This window comes from Streptomyces sp. NPDC053432 (assembly GCF_055585365.1).
In genome coordinates this window covers 1-17,914 of the sequence record NZ_JBVJKF010000037.1, presented here as the reverse complement: position 1 = coordinate 17,914, position 17,914 = coordinate 1, and the positions used below count along the sequence as shown (strand labels likewise).

General features: G+C 67.7%; 17 protein-coding genes and 2 pseudogenes. 8 read left to right on the top strand and 11 right to left on the bottom strand.

The features are described from left to right. Window positions 1-9 precede the first annotated feature (9 nt). Both ACZ6Y1_RS36075 and ACZ6Y1_RS36070 read left to right on the top strand, forming a co-directional pair. Window positions 10-1,026 carry an aspartyl/asparaginyl beta-hydroxylase domain-containing protein gene (locus ACZ6Y1_RS36075; protein ID WP_469640131.1) on the top strand — a complete coding sequence of 339 codons (1,017 nt, stop codon included), beginning with the start codon at window positions 10-12 and terminating at the stop codon, window positions 1,024-1,026. After that, window positions 1,023-1,589 carry a GNAT family N-acetyltransferase gene (locus ACZ6Y1_RS36070; RefSeq protein WP_469640129.1) on the top strand — a complete coding sequence of 189 codons (567 nt, stop codon included), beginning with the start codon at window positions 1,023-1,025 and terminating at the stop codon, window positions 1,587-1,589. The genes ACZ6Y1_RS36075 and ACZ6Y1_RS36070 overlap by 4 nt, the downstream gene beginning before the upstream one ends. A gap of 146 nt (window positions 1,590-1,735) precedes the next feature. On the opposite strand, the gene ACZ6Y1_RS36065 is transcribed toward ACZ6Y1_RS36070, so the two are convergent. Then, window positions 1,736-1,951, bottom strand: a complete 216-nt coding sequence (locus ACZ6Y1_RS36065) for a Tn3 family transposase (protein WP_469640127.1) — start codon at window positions 1,949-1,951, stop codon at window positions 1,736-1,738. A 7-nt stretch (window positions 1,952-1,958) separates the two neighbouring features. Here ACZ6Y1_RS36065 and ACZ6Y1_RS36060 point away from each other — a divergent pair, with 7 nt between their 5' ends. Continuing rightward, window positions 1,959-2,972 (top strand): hypothetical protein, encoded by a 1,014-nt coding sequence (locus tag ACZ6Y1_RS36060; protein WP_469640125.1) that lies wholly within the window; start codon window positions 1,959-1,961, stop codon window positions 2,970-2,972. 99 nt (window positions 2,973-3,071) lie between these two features. Here the strand turns inward: ACZ6Y1_RS36060 and ACZ6Y1_RS36055 are convergent, their stop codons facing one another. Next, entirely contained in the window at window positions 3,072-3,797 is a 726-nt protein-coding gene (locus ACZ6Y1_RS36055) for a hypothetical protein (RefSeq protein ID WP_469640123.1), read from the bottom strand. Window positions 3,798-3,963: 166 nt separating this feature from the next. Between ACZ6Y1_RS36055 and ACZ6Y1_RS36050 the strand changes: the two are divergent. Both ACZ6Y1_RS36050 and ACZ6Y1_RS36045 read left to right on the top strand, forming a co-directional pair. Then, window positions 3,964-4,236: pseudogene (locus ACZ6Y1_RS36050) on the top strand (HNH endonuclease); the annotation flags it as partial. 341 nt (window positions 4,237-4,577) lie between these two features. Further along, the gene (locus ACZ6Y1_RS36045; RefSeq protein ID WP_469640121.1) at window positions 4,578-5,183 is read left to right on the top strand and encodes a zinc finger domain-containing protein; all 606 of its coding nucleotides are present in this window, start codon (window positions 4,578-4,580) and stop codon (window positions 5,181-5,183) included. 66 nt (window positions 5,184-5,249) lie between these two features. Here the strand turns inward: ACZ6Y1_RS36045 and ACZ6Y1_RS36040 are convergent, their stop codons facing one another. The 7 genes and pseudogenes from ACZ6Y1_RS36040 to ACZ6Y1_RS36010 all read right to left on the bottom strand — a co-directional run bounded on the left by ACZ6Y1_RS36040 (window position 5,250) and on the right by ACZ6Y1_RS36010 (window position 10,817). After that, the gene (locus ACZ6Y1_RS36040; protein ID WP_469640119.1) at window positions 5,250-5,561 is read right to left on the bottom strand and encodes a hypothetical protein; all 312 of its coding nucleotides are present in this window, start codon (window positions 5,559-5,561) and stop codon (window positions 5,250-5,252) included. Then, a complete protein-coding gene (locus ACZ6Y1_RS36035; protein ID WP_469640117.1) occupies window positions 5,558-6,721 on the bottom strand; it encodes a polymorphic toxin type 44 domain-containing protein in 1,164 nt (387 codons plus the stop codon). The genes ACZ6Y1_RS36040 and ACZ6Y1_RS36035 overlap by 4 nt, the downstream gene beginning before the upstream one ends. 9 nt (window positions 6,722-6,730) lie before the next feature. Further along, window positions 6,731-7,138, bottom strand: coding sequence for a hypothetical protein (locus ACZ6Y1_RS36030; protein WP_469640115.1), 408 nt, complete (start codon window positions 7,136-7,138; stop codon window positions 6,731-6,733). Between the two features lie 402 nt (window positions 7,139-7,540). Then, a complete protein-coding gene (locus ACZ6Y1_RS36025; protein WP_469640113.1) occupies window positions 7,541-8,131 on the bottom strand; it encodes a hypothetical protein in 591 nt (196 codons plus the stop codon). A gap of 17 nt (window positions 8,132-8,148) precedes the next feature. Then, on the bottom strand, window positions 8,149-8,343 hold the full coding sequence (locus tag ACZ6Y1_RS36020; RefSeq protein ID WP_469640111.1) for a hypothetical protein: 195 nt from the start codon (window positions 8,341-8,343) through the stop codon (window positions 8,149-8,151). A 277-nt stretch (window positions 8,344-8,620) separates the two neighbouring features. After that, window positions 8,621-9,157: a DciA family protein gene (locus ACZ6Y1_RS36015; RefSeq protein WP_469640109.1), complete on the bottom strand. Its 537-nt coding sequence runs from the start codon at window positions 9,155-9,157 to the stop codon at window positions 8,621-8,623. Between the two features lie 183 nt (window positions 9,158-9,340). Further along, a pseudogene (locus ACZ6Y1_RS36010) lies at window positions 9,341-10,817 on the bottom strand (NF041680 family putative transposase). Between the two features lie 212 nt (window positions 10,818-11,029). On the opposite strand from ACZ6Y1_RS36010, the gene ACZ6Y1_RS36005 reads away from it, so the two are divergent. Further along, window positions 11,030-11,815, top strand: a complete 786-nt coding sequence (locus tag ACZ6Y1_RS36005) for a hypothetical protein (protein ID WP_469640107.1) — start codon at window positions 11,030-11,032, stop codon at window positions 11,813-11,815. A 276-nt stretch (window positions 11,816-12,091) separates the two neighbouring features. Here ACZ6Y1_RS36005 and ACZ6Y1_RS36000 read toward each other — a convergent pair. Then, window positions 12,092-13,377 (bottom strand): IS3 family transposase gene (locus ACZ6Y1_RS36000; RefSeq protein WP_469640104.1). Its coding sequence is split into 2 segments (ribosomal slippage): window positions 12,092-13,104 and window positions 13,104-13,377, totalling 1,287 coding nucleotides; the frame shifts between segments, so codons are not numbered across the junction. 262 nt (window positions 13,378-13,639) lie between these two features. On the opposite strand from ACZ6Y1_RS36000, the gene ACZ6Y1_RS35995 reads away from it, so the two are divergent. After that, window positions 13,640-15,376: an IS1182 family transposase gene (locus ACZ6Y1_RS35995; RefSeq protein ID WP_469640102.1), complete on the top strand. Its 1,737-nt coding sequence runs from the start codon at window positions 13,640-13,642 to the stop codon at window positions 15,374-15,376. A gap of 438 nt (window positions 15,377-15,814) precedes the next feature. Beyond that, entirely contained in the window at window positions 15,815-17,146 is a 1,332-nt protein-coding gene (locus tag ACZ6Y1_RS35990; RefSeq protein ID WP_469640100.1) for a hypothetical protein, read from the top strand. Between the two features lie 266 nt (window positions 17,147-17,412). On the opposite strand, the gene ACZ6Y1_RS35985 is transcribed toward ACZ6Y1_RS35990, so the two are convergent. Continuing rightward, the gene (locus ACZ6Y1_RS35985) at window positions 17,413-17,598 is read right to left on the bottom strand and encodes a hypothetical protein (protein ID WP_469640098.1); all 186 of its coding nucleotides are present in this window, start codon (window positions 17,596-17,598) and stop codon (window positions 17,413-17,415) included. Window positions 17,599-17,914 lie beyond the last annotated feature (316 nt).

The following is a 17,914-nucleotide window of genomic DNA, read 5'->3' as shown; positions in this document are numbered from 1 at the left end:
GGCTCCCCCGTGTCCTCTCCGTTGGAACGCCCGTCCGGCGCCACATGGCATCACCTCCCTCCCGCCGCCCCCCTCGGCCTCAGTTTCGACGCCGCACGGCTCGCAGCCGAGGTGAAGGGCCTCGCCGACCTCACGTGGCGCCCGAACCGCCCGGTCCACCAGAACGGACTGGGCGAGGAGGACACCTTCGACTGGAAGATCATTCCTCTTCGAGGCCCTACAGGAAACGTCCGGCGCACCGACCCCGGCGGCGCCGGACTCGAGGACCACCTCGACACCCCTGTGCTCGACCGGTGCCCTTATCACGCCGAGGTCCTGGCCGCCGTTCCCGCCCCACTGCACAGCGCGCGTCTCATGGCGCTCGGGCCCGGCGCGGAGACCCACGAGCACAGCGACGGGCACACCAACTTCCCTTGGGGGTTCCTGCGCCTGCACATCCCCATCGTGACCGAGCCCGGCGCCGAGCTCACCGTGGACGGCCAGACGTACCATTGGGAGGCGGGCCGCCTCTGGTACGCAGACTTCGACCGGCTCCACGTAGCCAGGAACCGGGGCGCAAAACGACGGATCCACCTCGTGGTGGATACCGTCCCGACTCCGGAACTCATGGCGCTCTTCCCGGCCGGTTTCCTCGACGAGCTGCCCTGGAGCGATGTCCTCATGGCCAGGGAGCCCATCCCCCTGCAGCCCTTCGAACAGCTGGCACTGTGTTGTCAGGTCGACATCCCCGCGAACTTCCCCGACTGGTCAGACGACTCCGGAGCCGACCCCGACGACAGCCTGCCGGGCTCCGTCGAGGTACGGGAGGGACGGCTCACGCTCTGCATCGCGGGTGAACCCCGCTTCGGACTCGTGCATATCGGGAACGCCGAGTTCCGGCTCCAGGGCTGGACCGAGGAGCGGACCATCGTCCTCGACCTCGACCGCGCACAACCCGTCGCACGGTTCCGCGTGCGCTGCGGGCGGTCCCTCGACGAATACCTGCGGCCGGCAAAGCCGGTGGCACACGCCTGCTCCACCTCATGACGGCGCCGACTCCCACGCTGCTGGAACTCGGCGTGGAAATGAGACCGACCACTCTCGAAGACGCCGGCTCCCTGTCTCAGGCGCTGCTGCGAAACCGCAGCTACCTGCAGCCATGGGAGCCGGACCGGTCGGAGGAGTACTACACCGAAGTCGGGCAGCGGTCCTGCATCAAGGAGCAGCTTGCACAGCGCCGGGCAGGCACGTTCATGCCCTGGGTGCTCGTCGAGGTGAAGACCGGCAGGATCGTCGGCGGGATCTCTCTCTCCAAGATCACTCTGGGGCCCCTGCGCAGTGCAAGCCTCGGCTACTGGACCGACAGCGAGTGGGCCGGCCGCGGTCTTGCTACAGCGGCTGTCGAAGCCGCCTGTCTCTGCGCTCGCTGGGACTTCGCCCTGCACCGCTTGGAGGCGGGCACGCAGCTACACAACCTGGCATCGCAGCGGGTTCTGAAGAAGGCCGGCTTCCACCAATACGGAACCGCACCGGAGTACCTGCACATCAACGGTGCATGGCGAGACCACCGGTTCTTCCAGCGGATCCTCCACTCCGGTCCTCCCCTCTGACCGGCGTCACTGGCCTGGAACCAGCGGGCCGCCGCGATGCCGTCGGGGGTGTTCACCCGATTGGGCGGGATACGGCCGACTTTTCCTCCTGCGCATCGAAGCCGACGTGCAAGTGCGGGTGGAAGGCGTCCGGGCGCGCGGTCAGCTCAGTGGTGGCGTACGAACCCGAACCTCACGATTTGGTCGGTCAGGTACGGGCTGATCGCGGCCAGGTTATCACCGGTGATCTGCCAACCCTCCGTCTGGAGCTCGCGTACGACCTCCATGAGGTCGAGGGTCGTATGGAAGATCACGCAGTTGGCCAGCAAAGACGTCAGCTTCACCGCCTTCTCCTGCTCGACCGGGTCGTTCTCGGCGATCATCCTGCCCTTGCAGAACGCCAGCCAGTCCGCCGCCCGGACTACGGAGTACCTGCGCGGCCTCCTCACCACCTACCAGGTACTGCCCGAGCGGGACGAGCTGTCCGCCCGGATTGAGCGCCACCTCCAACGCGTTGCCGCCCGCCACCCTGAGCACGCCCTCCTGCTCCACTCCTACGTGCGCTGGTCGCTGCTACCGCGCGCCCGCCGCCACGAGCGGCTGCGCGGCGGCGGGTTCCTCGGCCGGGCCCGCGGCGCCTACGCCCGCATCAACCGAGCCGCCGAGTTCCTGAGCGCGATGACCGCGCGCGGGCTGCTCCTGCAGGAAGTGACCCAGCACGAGGTCGACACCTGGCTCGCGGTGAACCCTGGAACCCGCTTCGCCATCCGCGACTTCGTCGTCTGGGCCACCCGACGCGGGCACGCCCGAACCCTCGACGTCCCACACTGGCCGGAGAAGGACCCGGTCACGATGGACGAAGACTCCCACTGGGAACTCCTCCACCAGTGCCTCACCGATACCGACCTGCCGCTCGAAGTCCGCGGAGCCGGATCGATCCTCCTCCTGTTCGGCCAGCACCTGACCCGGATCACCGCTCTGACCACCCACGCCGTGACTACCGCCGGCGAGGACACCTTCCTGACCCTCGACCGCACCCCCATCCCCCTGCCCACTCCCCTGGGCGGCCTGCTGGCCGACTTCGCGAACCGCCCACCGCCCACCAACTGGGCGGCGAACACCTCTCGGGGCTGGCTGTTTCCCGGAGGCAGTCCCGGACAGCACCTCTCCGCCACCGTGCTCGGCCGCCGCCTGGCAGCCCACCGGATCCCCAACCGGCCCGCCCGGGCCACCGCCCTCGTCGCCCTAGCCCAGGATCTTCCCCCGGCGGTCCTCGGTCCGATGCTCGGCCTCCACCCCGTCACCGCCGCCCACTGGCGCCGGCGAGCCACCACCGACTGGACCGCCTACCTCCAGGCGCGCCAGCGCGGACTCGCGGACAGACGCCCACCGTCCGGGCCGTGATCGTTGCTGGCCTGGTCATATAGGTCTCGCAGGCGGCGTGAGAGGAGAAGCCGCTTCAGCCAGTTCCGGTGAGCGCGCAGAAGCAATGCCGCAAGGACGCTAGCGCCGGCCTGGGCAGTTGGCAGCCTCATACTCGTCCGCGATGGTAAAGACGCTGGCACACCTCGGACACTCGGCCTTGCCGAAGAGATGCGCGATTCCCTCAGCGAGTGCGACTTCCCCATCGCGGACAGCAATCCCGTACATCCACCGGCCGATGCCCGTGAGCTCCCCGCCCGGCCTCGGCCGCAAATCACGCCGGTCCACGTCGCCCAGGTTCCAGTCCCGGATCGCCGAGTAGCGCCCGTAGTCGCCTATGGCAACGGTCACCTCCACACCGCAGTGAGGGCACTGCAGGTCGTAGAAGTCGTCCGCGAAGTCCCCCAGGACGTTGGCCCAGTGGTACTGCTCCTCGACCGCGAGCAGTGCGCGGAAGGTGACCAGGTAGTCGGATGGCCGCGACTGCAGGTGCCGGTCCAGGAGAACGCCGAACTTGGCGATCACGTCGGCGCTCTCATCCAGCAGTTCGTCGCTGCCATGGTGGCTTGCCGCACGCTCCATGATCTCGCCTGCCAGGTGGCGTGCCTCGCTGCTCCCCGGATCGAGGCGTACCAGCCAGGGCAGGGCAGCGATGCTGGCGGGCGACACCAGGTCACGCTCAAGGATCAGCCGGTGTCCCAGCTCCGTCCACGCTTCGGAGTCGTACTCACGCTCTACCCGAGCGAGAAGCTCAGGGACGCGATCTACGTCAAACTGACAGTCGTACATCTGTGCCCAGTTCACCACCCAGGCATTGAATCGTCCCGCGAGCTTCGAGTCGACTTAGGACCCCCACGCCTTGTGCGCTCCCGGCCGTCCCGGACACCGACTTCGCCGCCCAGGGGAGTCGTACCGCCGTCGGGGGAATACCGCACGCTTCGAATGACGCTCTCCGCCAGCTGAGCAGACGCCCTGGACCGCAGCACGTCGGGAGGCGTACGCGAACGACCAAGGGGCTCCGGACACGCTGATTGCGGTCTCCGCCGCCTCCAACAGGAGCAAGAGCGACAGGGACCCGGCCGAGTGGCTGCCATCGGACGGCTCCTACCACTGCACCTACGCCGCGACATGGGTCGGCACGAAACTGCGTTGGGACCTGGCCATCGACGAGGCCGAGCGCCAGGCCCTGCTCGGGCTCGCCGAGGACTGCCCCACCACCACCGTCGTCTACGAGACCGCCCCCTGATATGTGACTGCGCTGGCTGCAGGTCGACACGATCCGGACCTGTGACTGCGCGTGCTGCACGGCTCAGCGCCGACCCACCACCCAGGATCAGGAGAACCACCATGGGCAGAACAAAACCTGGCAAGCCCCGACGTGAACGGAGCCAGACGTACACGAGCTGCCGACCGCTGGCTCGCCCAACACTGCTCCGTCCACGACGCGCCGGGCGGACTTGACCACGTCGAAGCCGAGCTTCGCCCGTTCGACATCGTGCGTGACGCCGCGTTCCTGCGGCCATACCGCGTGGAGGCCGTCTTCGACGGCCAGCCTGGCACTGACACCGACTGAACATATTTCGTTCGTTGATCCCAACCGCTTGGAGTGAAGTGCAACCCGGCCAGCCGATGACGGTCGTCTGCCCCACATGCAGCAGCCATATGGGGCAGTCATGCACCTACGTGACGGGTTCTCGCCTGGGCGAGGCCCGCACTGCCCACCGCACCCGCGAGCGCGACGCACAACAGCAGTTCAACCGCCTTCACGGCCCCATGCCGAACCGGCACGACATCCCCGCGAATGACCGTTGGCACTACCAGCCGCTGCGTGTCGGTGACCTAGCCGGACTCATCCTCGGCATGCGCCGTTCCGTGCTCTCGGCACTCTTCCGCCACCACCCCGAAGAACTCGGTGCACTCTACGAAGTGGCCATCGGCCAGGAAGACCCCGAATTGCTCGACCAAACAGACAACACCGCGATCCTCATGGCGCTGGCCTGGGTGCCCGACCGCTCACAGGTCGGACTTGAAAACCTCGCGGCGCGGCTTGCCGCCCGTGGTTACCTGCACCGCTTCCCAGACGGATCCGTCGCGACCAACCGCGAGTCCGCTCGTTTGTTCTCCCCTGGCGAGCTGCCGCGGGAAGACTTGAGAGGCTGGAAAGCAGCGATTGCCTCCACAGCCGGCCCCTGAATCCCTGTGGCGACAGGCTCTAGCGCCCGGCCTCGGCGTTTCCGAGTATTCCGGGCGCCTCTGGAGTCAACAGCGGTAGCCGTGGGGCACCTGAAGAAGCGCCACGAAGATCCAGATCATGACCGCGGTGCCGACTGCGCCGCCGACGAGGGCGACGGCGAGATTCCAACGTCCTACGTACCCGATGAGCAGACCCCACCACGCTGCCGCAGCGATCGCGAGCATGGCTCCGTAGAAGATCAGCGCGAGTCCATTGGCCGCACCGTTCACACCCACGTCGCACGCCCGCCACGCAGCCGCCAGAAGCACCGATCCGAGAACGCCCGTGGCTAGCCCGGCTACGGGGGCGACCGCGCAGCCCCACTGGCCGCGCGTCACTTCCGGTTCCTGACCTGCGGAACGTTCTCGCCGCGCTGCTGTGCTTGCTCCATTTGATCCATCGCGTCGTTGATTCCTTGCCGGAGCTGTTCCTCCGTCAGGTTGTCGCCGTACTTCTCATAGAGGTCGATACCGACCCGCATCGTGATCTGGTCGCCCTGGTCGTCATCTCCCGTGAGGATTGTTTCGCCGAGGGAAGCACCCTTGATCAGAGTGTCTGCGTCGAAGCCGGCGGCCCGGCCTACATATCCGTAGTGAACGTTGGAGTAGATGTCGTAGAAGACTTCGCGGTTCGTTCCGGGCTGCTTGAAGTAGTAGTCGTCGAGATGCTGTAGGTCGTACCGCTCCTGGAGCTGTGGCTTGTGGTCCCAGTCCTGGCCCGGCCCCACCTTCACGCCCCACATTGCCAGTGCTGCTGTGACGTCGGATCCGTAATTGCGCCCAAATTCGTACCACTCAGGCTTGTCAAGTAGAGATTTGATCTGCCCGACAACGTCCGCCTTCGCGTTCTTCTTCATCTCCTCGAAGATCCACTTTTCGGCATCGGTGAACTTCTGCTCGCTGCGTGCCGCCCCTGTGGGCGGGATGACAGGACTGGCAGAGGCATTGAAGCCTCCGATGGTGCCGTCACCAATATTTCCGTCGACGACCACGGACTCGAGTGCCTGCTTGACGGCGATGTCGAACTCATCCACGGCCCGAACCGCCGCAGCGATGTGCGAGCTCCAGGACTCTTCCACACCCTTGAGGTCCGGGTCGTGCCGTAGAGCCCGCGCCTCAGCCGGATCCTGGACCCGTGTGAAGTCGAACGCCGCGTGGCCCGTTGCCGAGACGGCCATACCCGCAGCCACCGCGTCGTCCCGGGCCGCTTCGACTTTCTTCTTCAGATCCACGAAACCGGTGTGCGCGTCCCGCATGAGTTTGGCCACAGCCTTCGCCTCGGTCTGGGCGGACTGGTACTCGCGCCGGGTCGTCGAAAAGTTCGTGTGCGCGGCTTCCACGCTGAATCCCAGCCAGTTCTGACCCAGAGTGATCTTCTGGACTGTCTCCCCATAACGCTCTTCGACCTTTGACAGACTGGCGGCCATGGCTTCCCATTTCTCGGCAGCCGTCGTCAGGACCCCGAGGTCTGTCGTCATGACTTCCTGGTACGTCAGCACACTGTCCCCCTACAGCCCGTCCAGCTTGGATTTCGACCCCAGCGCCCGCAGTCCGTCGCCCGTGTGCTGGTCGTTCTGCACGAAGAGCCCCGAGGCACCCCGCAGGGACGACTTCTCAGCGCCAAGCCGTCCCATCAGAACTCTCACCTGCTGATCCCAGATCTCCGTCACCTTCTTCAGGCCGGAGGCCGTCTCCCAGCCGTCAAAAGCCGTGGCCGCCGTGGTGGTGCTCTCCTTCGCCCCATCTGTCGCCTTCTTGGTGTTCGGCTCCAGTTCGGTCTCGATGGTGTTCGCCGCCGACCTCTTCTCCGCGGGCGTCGAGCCGAACGTGCCTCCCCCTCCCGGAGCTAACGGACCGGCGGGTGAACCGTCCAGGCCGTTCAGCCTCATTCCCGTGCCGTTCTCGCCCTCTGGCACTTTCAATCCCTCCCCTGGTCGACTGACTTTGATCATAGACAGGACGGTTTGCCCCTTCGGATGCCCGTCCCCAAAGCTGGCCTGCGGACGCCCTCGCGCCGCGAACCAGATGTTCTGAGACGGGGCATGATCCGTCACCAGCCCTCTGGAGAACTGCAGAGAAGACAGCACCTTGCGCACAGGCCGCCGACAAGCACGTTTCAGGGCCGACGATTGCCGGCCTGGCCTGGCCTTGTTTGTCTGGTTCTGGTGGCGAGGGTGACGGGTCGGATGTGCCGGGGCCGTAGCGGGCGCGAGCGCGGTTGGCGGACCCCGCCGTACTTGGTGGGAGCTGACAGGGGCGGCGTACCCGGTGTCGGCCGTGGCGGGGCGCACCGGGCAGGACAAGGCTCCTGGGCGCGCTCAGCGCGGTGGGGTGGTCAGCCAGGACTTGATGACTTCGGCCGGCACCGGCACCGGTGTGTGCGGGGTGAGGGCCTCTGCGATGGCGGCCGCGAGTTCGTCGACGGTACGGACCTGGTACCTGGGCGGAGTGATCCAGATGCGGGGCGCGGCATCGGGGTCGTCCTGGTTCGCGAAGAGCTGGGCGTACAGGCAGCCCAGTCCTTCGGCGTAGCCCCAGGTGCTGTAGTGGTCCCAGCCCGGCATCCAGAACGCCTGCGGACCGGCCCGGAGCGCGTCCGGGGTCACCGGCTGGAGGTGCGGCCGGGGTGGCTGGGTGTAGCTCGGTCCGTAGACGATCTCCCACAGGCCGTCCGAGTTCTCGAGGACGTCCATCCGCACGTGCTGCTTGAGGGTGCGCAGCTGGCGGCGGAACTCGTCCGCGTCGAGGCCGGCCCGCTGGGCGAGCACGGGGATGTCGGCGTCCCACAGGTTCAGGCCGAGGATGTCGCCCTCCCCCTTGGTCTGCTCGGCAACGGCCAGAAAGACCCACCGGGCCGTCTCGTCGGCGATGTTCCTGCTGTGTACGTACGCGATGGCGTGCTGGGTCACGTGGGCCTTCCTTCCTGTCAGCGTTCGACGATGCGGCCGGCGGTGTCCCGGCGGCGCCCATGGAGGGTGTCGAGGAGGTCCGCGAGCACCGACATGCTCTTGGGCTCGGCCCGAGCGATCTGGTCGGCCAGCGCCTGAAGCGTCGGGGCCAGCTGGTTGAGCAGTGCCAATGCATCAGGCAACGTCCGCGCGAAGACCTGTTCAGAGGTCACACTTCCTTCCAGGTCCAACAGGAAACAGGGCTCGTGGGCGAGGGGACCGTGAGGGTCAGTGGGACGTTGTACACCTCTCCGGCTCCGGTCCACGCCTCGTAGCCAGCAGCCTTAACCGCGCCGTTGAACGACCCTCCCTCTACATGCGTCAGCGGATCCGCGATGGTGCTCCAGTTCCCTGCGCTGTAGACCCAGCTCTGACGAGGCTCCTCGGTGCCGGGCGGCGTGCTGTCAGTCACGGCCCGCTGCTTGGCCGGTGCGCCTCCCCAGAAGCTGGTCAGGCTGTCCACTTCAGGCGCCGTGGCTGCATCTGGTGGCCGGACTGCTCCGCACGGGCCCGGCGCAGGGCGGCTGCCTCGGTCGCCGCAGCCTGGCGGCGGCGCTGGGCACGGGCTTGCTCCATTGGGGCCGGCGCATCGTCCGGGACGGCGTCGGGCTCGGGGAACGCGCGACGGGACAGCTCCCGCATCGCGGCGGTTTGCCGCTCCACTGCCTCGGCGATGGCCAGATCCACCCGGGACGACGGTGCGGCCTCCTGGTGTGCGGCGAGCGCGCGGCGGTAGCCCTCGCTCGCAGTCTCCCGCGTCTTCACCGGGCCCCTGGGGGCGTCGGCCGGGGCCGCTCGGGCGACGTCGGCCGGGTCAAGCGCGGGCGCGGCGCCGGGCGGCAGGATCCGCAGGGAGCTCACGACGGTGCGGCCCGCCACCTTGTTGGCGGCCGCGATGAGGCGGGTCTGCTCCAATCGGGCCTTCGTCGCCCAGGCCGTTGACTCCGGGCACACGGTGAGCCGGCCGGAGTCCGGGTCGTACGACATGGCGGCGACGTGCCCGGCAAGCTCAGGGGCGATGGCCGCCCACCGGTCCCGCAGCGTCGCCCCAGTTGAGCTCCCAGGCCCGCTCGGTGACCAGCGCGCCGAGGCCCATGGGCTCGCGCCCGCCCCACCCCCAGCGCACGCTCCCGATACTGGCGCAGCTCGGGTCCGCCTTGAGCTTGACGTTTATCCAGTTCGTCGGGGTTTGGTGCCGACCTTGTGGTGTGCGGGTCTGGTGTAGGACTCGCCGGTGGCGAGGACTCGTCCGACGTCGTAGCGGGTGGCGGGTCTCCGGTTCTTCGAGCCGGGTGGGCGGCCGGGGCCCGGTCGGGTGGGTTTCGGTGCACCGGCTGGCGTGCCCGTCTTCGCGCGCAGGTTCCTGAACCCCCGGCGGACTCGTGCGGGGGTGAGTCTGTTCGGTTCCGCCGGTCGTTCCCACGGCCGGCGGAAGGCCCCGCGCGAGTGGCCGGGCGAGCCGGAGTTGGGCGTGTGCGGCCAGGACGATCCAGGTCCAGCGGTCGCCCGCAGCGGAGTCCCGGAGCTTGGGCCGGGTCCAGCCGAGAGTCTGCTTGAGCAGGCGGAAGGTGTGCTCCACGTCGAACCTTCTCAGGAAGGCCTGCCAGCTTCGGTCGACGTCCTCGGGGCGGGCGCCGGTGCGGGACCACCACAGCCAGACGGGCTTGTTCACCCCGCCGCTGGGCAGTTTCGCGACCGTCAACCTGATCACGGTGCCCTCGATGATGGGCAAGGGGCCTTCGTGATCACCCCATGCCGCCCGGCGGGTCAGCCGGGGGTGCAGCCGGTCCCATGCCTGCGCGGTCGCCGTCCCGTACCGCTCGGTATCAGTCACGGTCACCACCGCCACCTCGCCCCAGGTCTCGGGGCGGCCGAAGACGAACTCACCACCGTGCTTGGGCGGGCGCCCGCGGCGGACAGATCCACGGCACCGGGACCGGCTTGCGCATCACGCGGTCGGACCGGAGCCGGCCCAGCACCTCTGTCGGCAGGTCAGCCAGGAGGTGGGCGATGCGAGGCGCGTCGTATCCGGCGTCCAGCACGACCAGGACGTCTCGGTCATCGTCCCGCCACTGGCCGGCCCCGACGAGGCGTTCGATGACCTCGCGGACCTGGCCGGCGGTGACGGCGGCCAGGTCCGCACCGGGCTGCAGCCGGATCGCGTCCAGCAACGCGGTCCACGAGGTCCGGCCCGTCTCCAGCGCGGCGACGATCGAGTACGGCCAGCCGGGCACCATCTGGTGCTTGCCCAAGCCGCGGCCGAAGGTGTGACAGAACGAGCGGTCCGAGGACGTGTCGGCGTCCGGCCGCAGCCACGGGGAGACGTCCACCGCCAACACCAGGCGTCCATCGGCGGCCCGGGGCAGCGGCACACCGGCCAGGGTCCGCCGCAGCCGGGCCACGTCGATCCGGCCCCGGTTCAGCCCGGAGTGCAAGGCGTGTGCCCGCGCCGGTGCTCGGGCGCGAGGGCCAGGTCCACGAGACTGCGGACCGGCCCGTCGGTGCACAGCAAGGCGTCACACAGCTCGAACAACGCGTCGCTTCTGGAGACCGGGCACGCGTACAGCTCCGACCGGAACTCCGTCATCGTTGCGAACGCGTCTCGTTGAACCCCGTGCTCGACCAGTCCCACGATCCCGGCCTCCATGCCCCGCCGACCTCTCCTCGCAGGATCAAGCCGCGGCCCCACGGACACGCCGTGAACAGGGGAAACCCCGAATAAGTTCGAGCACCGTTCGACGACGGACCAACACGACAAGCTGAAGACTCACCCACCTCACCCGGTAGTTGACCATCGTTGCGGGGGGGGGTGCCGAATCGTGATCCACCAGGCTTTCGATCGCACGTACGATGCCGAGCGTGATCGTTGCTTACGTGGACACAACCTCCCAGAGCTTTGCCGTCGGGCAGGTGACCGGCGTTCTCTCCATTTTCGGCATCGCCATCGTGCTGCTATGGCGCCTTACCCGGTCCTGGCGCGCGCCGTCGACCCCGGCGGGGGGCGACCCTGCCGCCACCCTTCGCGAGGAACGGAGACGCCGACTGATCATCATCGGTCTTACAGTGCTGATCGCGATGGGCGCGGGGATACAGGCCGTGGCCTCGTACAACCCGGAACCCCGAGCCTCCGAAGCCGTGGCGACCGGGCCCGTTTCCGATGGCCAGGGTGGGCAGGCGGACACGTCGCGCACCGTGGTTCTGCCGGACGGCTTCGCGGAGTTCCGGCTGATGACCGGCGAGGCCGCGAAGCAAACCGAGGCAGCGGTGCTGGCGGGCCGCAAACTGCCCCAGGGAATGAAGACCGGCTACTACGACAAGGACGGAGACGAGAACCTCGACTTGCTCGTCATGGTCCGCAGCGCGGAGTGGGACCCCAAGGTCCGCGAGGATAAGGCCACCAAGTCGATCTCCCAGGAGTTCCTCGACTACTTCACCGGTGCTAAAGCCCACGACGTGACCCGCTTCGACGCGGGCCAGTACGGCGGGGGTCTCGCCTGCGGCCTCTCCCAGGGCATCGACGGCGATCAGGCGGTGTGCGCCTGGAGCGACGCCACCACCTTCGGCGCGGTCCGGATCGTGCGGTCGACTACTCTCGCCGACGCCGCGCAGACCACCCTCACACTCCGCAACACCGCCACACACTGACCACACGGCCGTCTCTGACAGGGGTAAACCTGCACGGCCTGTCACGCGGGCGGCCGTGAACAGGGTCCGAGGGTGCGAGGCACCCAACGGCGCGCTGGCAGCAGCCGTACGTTCGGTGGGTGCCACCAGGGCGCACCACGGCAGTCCAGGTCCTGAAGGTCCTGGACTGCGTCCGTCTCACCGCGCGGGCCAGTACGTTGGCAACCGTGGCTCGCATCCGGATCCAGCGCCCATGAACCGTTCTGACTTTTCTGCCGGTGGTTTGCTGGCCGGTGATCAGTCGGCTCGTGGTTCTGTGGCAGCGTAGTGGGCTGCCTCGAACTCGGTGGGGCTGATCATGCCCAGACTTCCGTGCAACCGACGGTTGTTGTACCACTCGACCCACGAGGCGGTGGCGTACTCGACGTCCGAGACCGTTCTCCAGGGACCGTCGTGGAAGACCTTGGTCCGTATGCACTCGGCCTTGTAGAGCCCGTTGATCGTCTCCATCAGCGCGTTGTCATACGCGTCTCCGACGCTGCCGATCGAGGGGCGGATCCCTTCGATGCTCAGGTGTTCGGTGAAGCGCACACTCGTATATTGCGACCCGGCATCCGAGTGATGAATGAGCTGGTCGCGTCCCACGGGGTTGCCCTCGTGGGTGCGGCGCCACAACGCCATCCGCAGAGGTACGTCGACCAGCTCCACGTCTCTCTTGACCGAGGCGTGCCAGCTCACGATCTTCTGGGAGAAGCAGTCGACGATGAACGCGACGTAGGTGAACGACTGATACGTGCGGACGTAGGTGAAGTCGGTGATCCATTTTCGGTTCGGTGCCAGGGCCGTGAAATCGCGGTCCAGCAGGTCCGGGGCCCGCGCGTCGGCTGGGTTGGGGATGGTGGTTCTGGGTTTGCGACCGCGGACCACACCGTTGAGTCCGAGTGAGCGCATGGCGCGGTCGACGGCGCCGAAGCCGGCCTCGGACAGAAGGGTGCGCCGGATGAGAGCCAGCATTTTGCGCCGGCCATAGAGTCCCTCGGGAGCCAGCACACGCTCACCGGCCGTGTTGGTGGTGAAGGCCAGGCGGCGGACCGCGTCCTCGACCAGGGCGTCGGTCACGGTTCGGGCCGCGGCCACATTGGACGGGCCGGCTGGGGCACACCAGGCCCGCAAGGTTCGTGCCGCGATCTTCAGTCCTGCCTGTTCCAGGGCGGTGACGATCGACTCGACGGCATAGCCGGTGGCCCGCATCTGATCGGTGAACGCCACGATCAGCGGTTTCGGGGGTCGAGCTCCCCCGCGAAGAAAATCGTCGCGGACTTCAGCACTTCGTTGACCTCGCGCAGGTGCTTGTTCTCCGCTCGCAGCCTGCGAAGTTCTTCCCGCTCGTCCGTGCTCACGCCCGCTGCCTTGCCGGCGTCGACCTCGTACTGCATCACCCACCGTCGCACCGACTCCCGGGACACACCAAGGGAATCAGCGACCTGGATGTGCAGAGCACGTTCGGAGGAGTACTCCGCACGGTGCTCTGTCACCAGGCGCACAGCCTGGCTACGAAGGGCTGCGTCAATCTTCTTGGGCACGAGACCCATCCTCCCTGATAGCTCACAACGGAGCGGCAGAGAAGTCAGAACGGTTCACCCCCGAACTCGGACAGGAGTGGGCCACCGTGTGAGATTGGGCTCTGGCACAACTTCCGGATGCTGTTGGTGATCTTCGCTCGGAGGGGTGAACTCATTCCGACACGCCGTTCGTGCTGGCGGCCGGTGTGCTGCCGTTGTTGAGCGGGGGTGGTTCTGCCGGTCGGAGGGGGCCGGGATGGCAATGGGGTGTGGTTCTGGTCGGGTGGTTCCGCCGCTGACCGTGAAGATGGCCCGGGCGAGCAATCCGCGGGGCACCGCAGCGATGTGGATGCGTGACCGCCTGGACGAGTTGTTCGTCGACGAGGACTTCGTCGACTGGTATCCGGCGAACGGGCGTCCGGGCCTGTCACCAGCCCGGCTCGCGCTGGTATCGGTGCTGCAGTACACGGAGAATCTGACTGATCGGCAGGCGGCGGAGGCTGTCCGGTGCCGGCTGGACTGGAAGTACTGCCTGGGCCTGGAGCTGGACGATGCGGGGTTCGACTTCTCGGTGCTGAGCGAGTTCCGTGACCGGCTGGCCGAAGACGACCGTGCAGACCGGCTGCTGGCAGTGATGGTCGAGCGTCTTGCGGCTGCGGGCCTGGTCAAACGCCGAGGCAGGGTCCGAACCGACTCGACCCACGTGCTGGCGGCAGTACGACGCCTCAACCGGGGCGAACTGGTTGCCGAAACACTTCGGGTGGCTCTGGAAGAGCTCGTGGTCCAAGGCGAGGAATGGCTGGCCGGGCTCGTCACCGCGGACTGGGGTGATCGCTACGGCCGCCCGGTCCGGTATGACCGGCTTCCCCGGGGAGGTGACGCCCTGATCGCCTACGTCCTGCGGGTCGGCGAGGACGGCATGCACATCCTGCGAGCCGTCCATGACGCTGACGCCCCACCCGACCTGCGGTCACTGCCCGCAGTCGAGGTCCTGCGGCAGGTCTGGGTCCAGCAGTACTGGATCGACGAGAGCAGCCAACTGCGCTGGCGGGGACCAAAATCCAGCCGGGACCGGGCAAGCCGCAGGACGACCGAACGGCGCAACACGGGCAAGGCCTCAGCGGATGGCCGGCCCGATCCCGCTTCGGCGAGAGTGCCGTGGTCCGGGATGGAGATCGTCACCCCGCACGATCCCGAGGCCCGCTACAGCCAGAAGGTCACCGCCGCCGGACAGCAGGACTGGATCGGCTACCGCGACCACCAGACCGAGACCTGCGACGAGACCGGCCCGAACGTGATCGTCCAGGTGACCACCCGGCCGGCGCCCGAGCAGGACATCGACGCCCTCGACCGAATCCACCAGGGACTGACCAGGCAGGGCTTCCAGCCCACCGAACACGTCGTCGACAGCGGCTATATCTCGCCGGACAGCATCCATCACGCTGCCCAGCAGTGGAACATCACGCTCTTCGGGCCGGTCCGTGACGACCCGCACGCGAACAAACGGCCCGGCTTCGCCAAGAAGGACTTCCACATCGACTGGCAGGCCCGGACGCTGACCTGCCCGAACGGCGTGACGAGCCCGCCATGGAAACCCACACTGGGCGACGGCCACCCCCGGCTCTCCGTGCTCTTCCCGCGCAAGGCCTGCCGCGAATGCGCTGACCGACTCAAATGCACCGGCAACGTCGACGGCAAGGGCCGCCATATCTTCCTGATGCCCCAGCCTCTTCAAGAGATCCAGACACAGAACCGGGCCGAGCAGACCACAGCCGAGTGGCGCCGCCGCTACGCGATCCGCGCTGGCTGCGAAGCCACGGTCTCCGAAACGGTCCATGCTCGTGGCCTGCGGAACTGCCGCTACCGCGGCATGGCAAGAACCCACGTCCAACACGTCCTCACCGCAGCCGGAACGAACATCACCCGGCTCAGCGAGTACCTCTCACCCGGCATCACACCGCCCCACCGACCACGCCCCAGAAGCCGATTTCACACGTTCTGCCGAAGCCTGCCCACCTGAAGATCACCAACAGCATCACTTCCGTGGTTTGGCGCGGTCGGCCGGGAGAGCGCCATCGGCGGGCGAGGGAACCGGCAGGCCAGCGGTTTGGGCAACCTCGACCAACGGGCCCACCCGACGCGGCACCACAGAAGTTGCGCCAGGACCTGAAATTGGGCAGCACATGTTCATCGCTCCCGGCCGGAGCCCGGGTCATCGTTTCGAAGGCGAGTGGCGCGAGCTGTGTGCAAAGGGTGACTGGCCCGGTCACCGCTCGAATGGGGCATCCGCAGTGATGATCAGGAAACTTGGCTCTTTCGGGGTGCCGCCCGGCAAGCCCCTCCGCGTGGGCTGGGGTACGACAACAGACTCCCGAGTATGTCGAAATTCCCTGAAGGGCCCTTCACCATCGTCAACCAGGACACCGGTCGCTGCCTGCGGGTGCGGCTCGGGGAGTCGGTGGACCTCAGCGACTACAAGGAGGGCACCAAGTACCTGCTGAGCCGGACCTTCCCTCCCAGGGTGGAGCTGGGAGCGAACGACGGTAGCGAGGCGACTGCCTGGTACTACCGGTACCACCAGGATGGGCTGGAGCGCCAGCCGTTCAACCAGATCGCCAGTACCGCGGTCGACAAGCACCAGAACATCGGCGAGTACAGCGTGTGGATGTACAGCAACGCCCGCGCCGTGGAGCGGGAGAAGGACTCCCTGCACCGGAGGTACGCCAGCAGGCTCAACGACGCGACCGGCGACACCGCCGAGCGGCTCGACGCGCTCATCCCCGACGCGTGGACGACCCAGGCCGCGCAGGACTACGAAAAAGAGCTGAAGTTCTGGCGGGAAGAGGGCAAGCAGTTCGATGGGCCGCTCGAGCAGCTCAACGGCCGGCAGGCGAAGCTGCTGGAGAACATGCGGACCCTGGGCGGAAAGGTGATGGAAGGGCTCAGGGAACAGGCGGAGGACCTGACGAAGGCGAACAAGGCCGCTGGGGACAGCGGCATGCGGATCTCGGTTGACGGGGGACCGTTCAGGGCGATGACCGAGGACGAGCTGATGCGCACCGTGAAGCGAACGCTGCTGAGAGGGGTGAAGGCCGTGCAGCGCCTGGAGGAGAAGATGGAAGACGCCGAGCCACGGCAGCAGGACGCCATGCTGCAAAAGCAGCTCAGGTCGCTTCGGTTCACCGGCGGGGACGAGGTGTTGAGGTGGCTGAAGAACATTGATGCGGTGGGAGACTTCGGCGAACCTCTGAGCGAAATGGAAAGCGCCGAAAAAGCCCTGGTGAAGGCGCTCAAGGCGGAGGCGCCGGTGCGGGCGTGGCAGCGTCGGGCCCCGCTCAAGGGCGTGGCGAGGTGGAACGACCGGTGCGCGTCCCTGGCGTTCTACGACACCGACAGGCTCCGCGGTATCGATCGGAAGCACGTCGAGGAGATGCGCGTCTACCTCGCCTCGGCCGCTGAGGAGGGCATCACCAAGCCGGTCGGCCGTGTCGGCGCGCGCACGCGGATGTTCGGCTGCGGCGCCATCCGCTACCGGGGCAGCACCTACCGGTGGGACTACGACGGCACCTACATCACGGCCTCGGACAGCAAGACCGTGCCGTCGGAGCAGACCTACTGGACCGACGACGACGGCCGACTGGTCGGCAAGACCAAGGGCGGCACCGGCCAGAGGTGGACCATCGCCCCCTACAAGCCCGCCAAGACCCCCAACACCGGCGGCATCCACCTCCCCAGCGTTTTCCTCACCGGCCTGTTCGGACCGATCGCCAGCACCTTCAACCGAGTGTGACCCCGCTGGCGAAGAGGGACCGCCCCCTCATGCAGCGCCCGCCCCACCACGATGGGCACTTGCGCTGCCACCCCGGCCCTCGGCCCCAGACCGCGCGGTTCCAGGGTCCGGCGGCGGCGTGGGACCGGCGCCTGGGCTGCCCGGTGGTATTGCCCCCACAGCGCACTGAAAGCTGGGCACCGGGCCCGGCCCGCGCCCGCCATATCGGTACAGGCTGCCCGCACCCCAACCGGGCCCTGCCGCGCCCCCGGACTGCCGCCTACCGGCTACGGCACGTCGCCCCGCCACACGAACCGGCCGGCCTTGTCATGTCGTCCTTCGGCCGGCTCGTACTCCGGACCGCCAGCCGGCCCGGACCGGCCGTGATCCGACATCAGCATCGCGTGGTCCACGATCTCCTGCGGCTCCCACCCGCACACGTCCAGCAGCGTCCCGTCCAACGGGCCACCCACCAGCACGACGTAGGCGTGCCCCGGCCTCAGCCCCGGCTCAGGGTCATGCCCTTCGGTCCCATACACCCGGCCCCACCACACCGCATCCACCCGCCCGTGGAGCGGTCGCCGCGAGGCCCCGGAAAATCCGGGTTCATTGGACGCCCGCCGCGCCTGTCGTCATTCGTTCGTTTGCTGGCACTCGCACCCGCCGCTCCGCCAACGTTTTCCTTGCCCTGTCTCTGTCGGCGGCGCTTGAATCGTGACCCACCCTGGCCGGTTGAAGATTGACCCCCGGTCCGTCAGTTGATGTTGTTCATTCCCCGGTGTTGGCGGG

Bases quoted from the DNA above. Each gene is read 5' to 3' on its own strand.
- ACZ6Y1_RS36015 (WP_469640109.1), bottom strand. From the start codon at position 9,157: ATGTCGTACGACCCGGACTCCGGCCGGCTCACCGTGTGCCCGGAGTCA.
- ACZ6Y1_RS36070 (WP_469640129.1), top strand. From the start codon at position 1,023: ATGACGGCGCCGACTCCCACGCTGCTGGAACTCGGCGTGGAAATGAGA.
- ACZ6Y1_RS36065 (WP_469640127.1), bottom strand. From the start codon at position 1,951: ATGATCGCCGAGAACGACCCGGTCGAGCAGGAGAAGGCGGTGAAGCTG.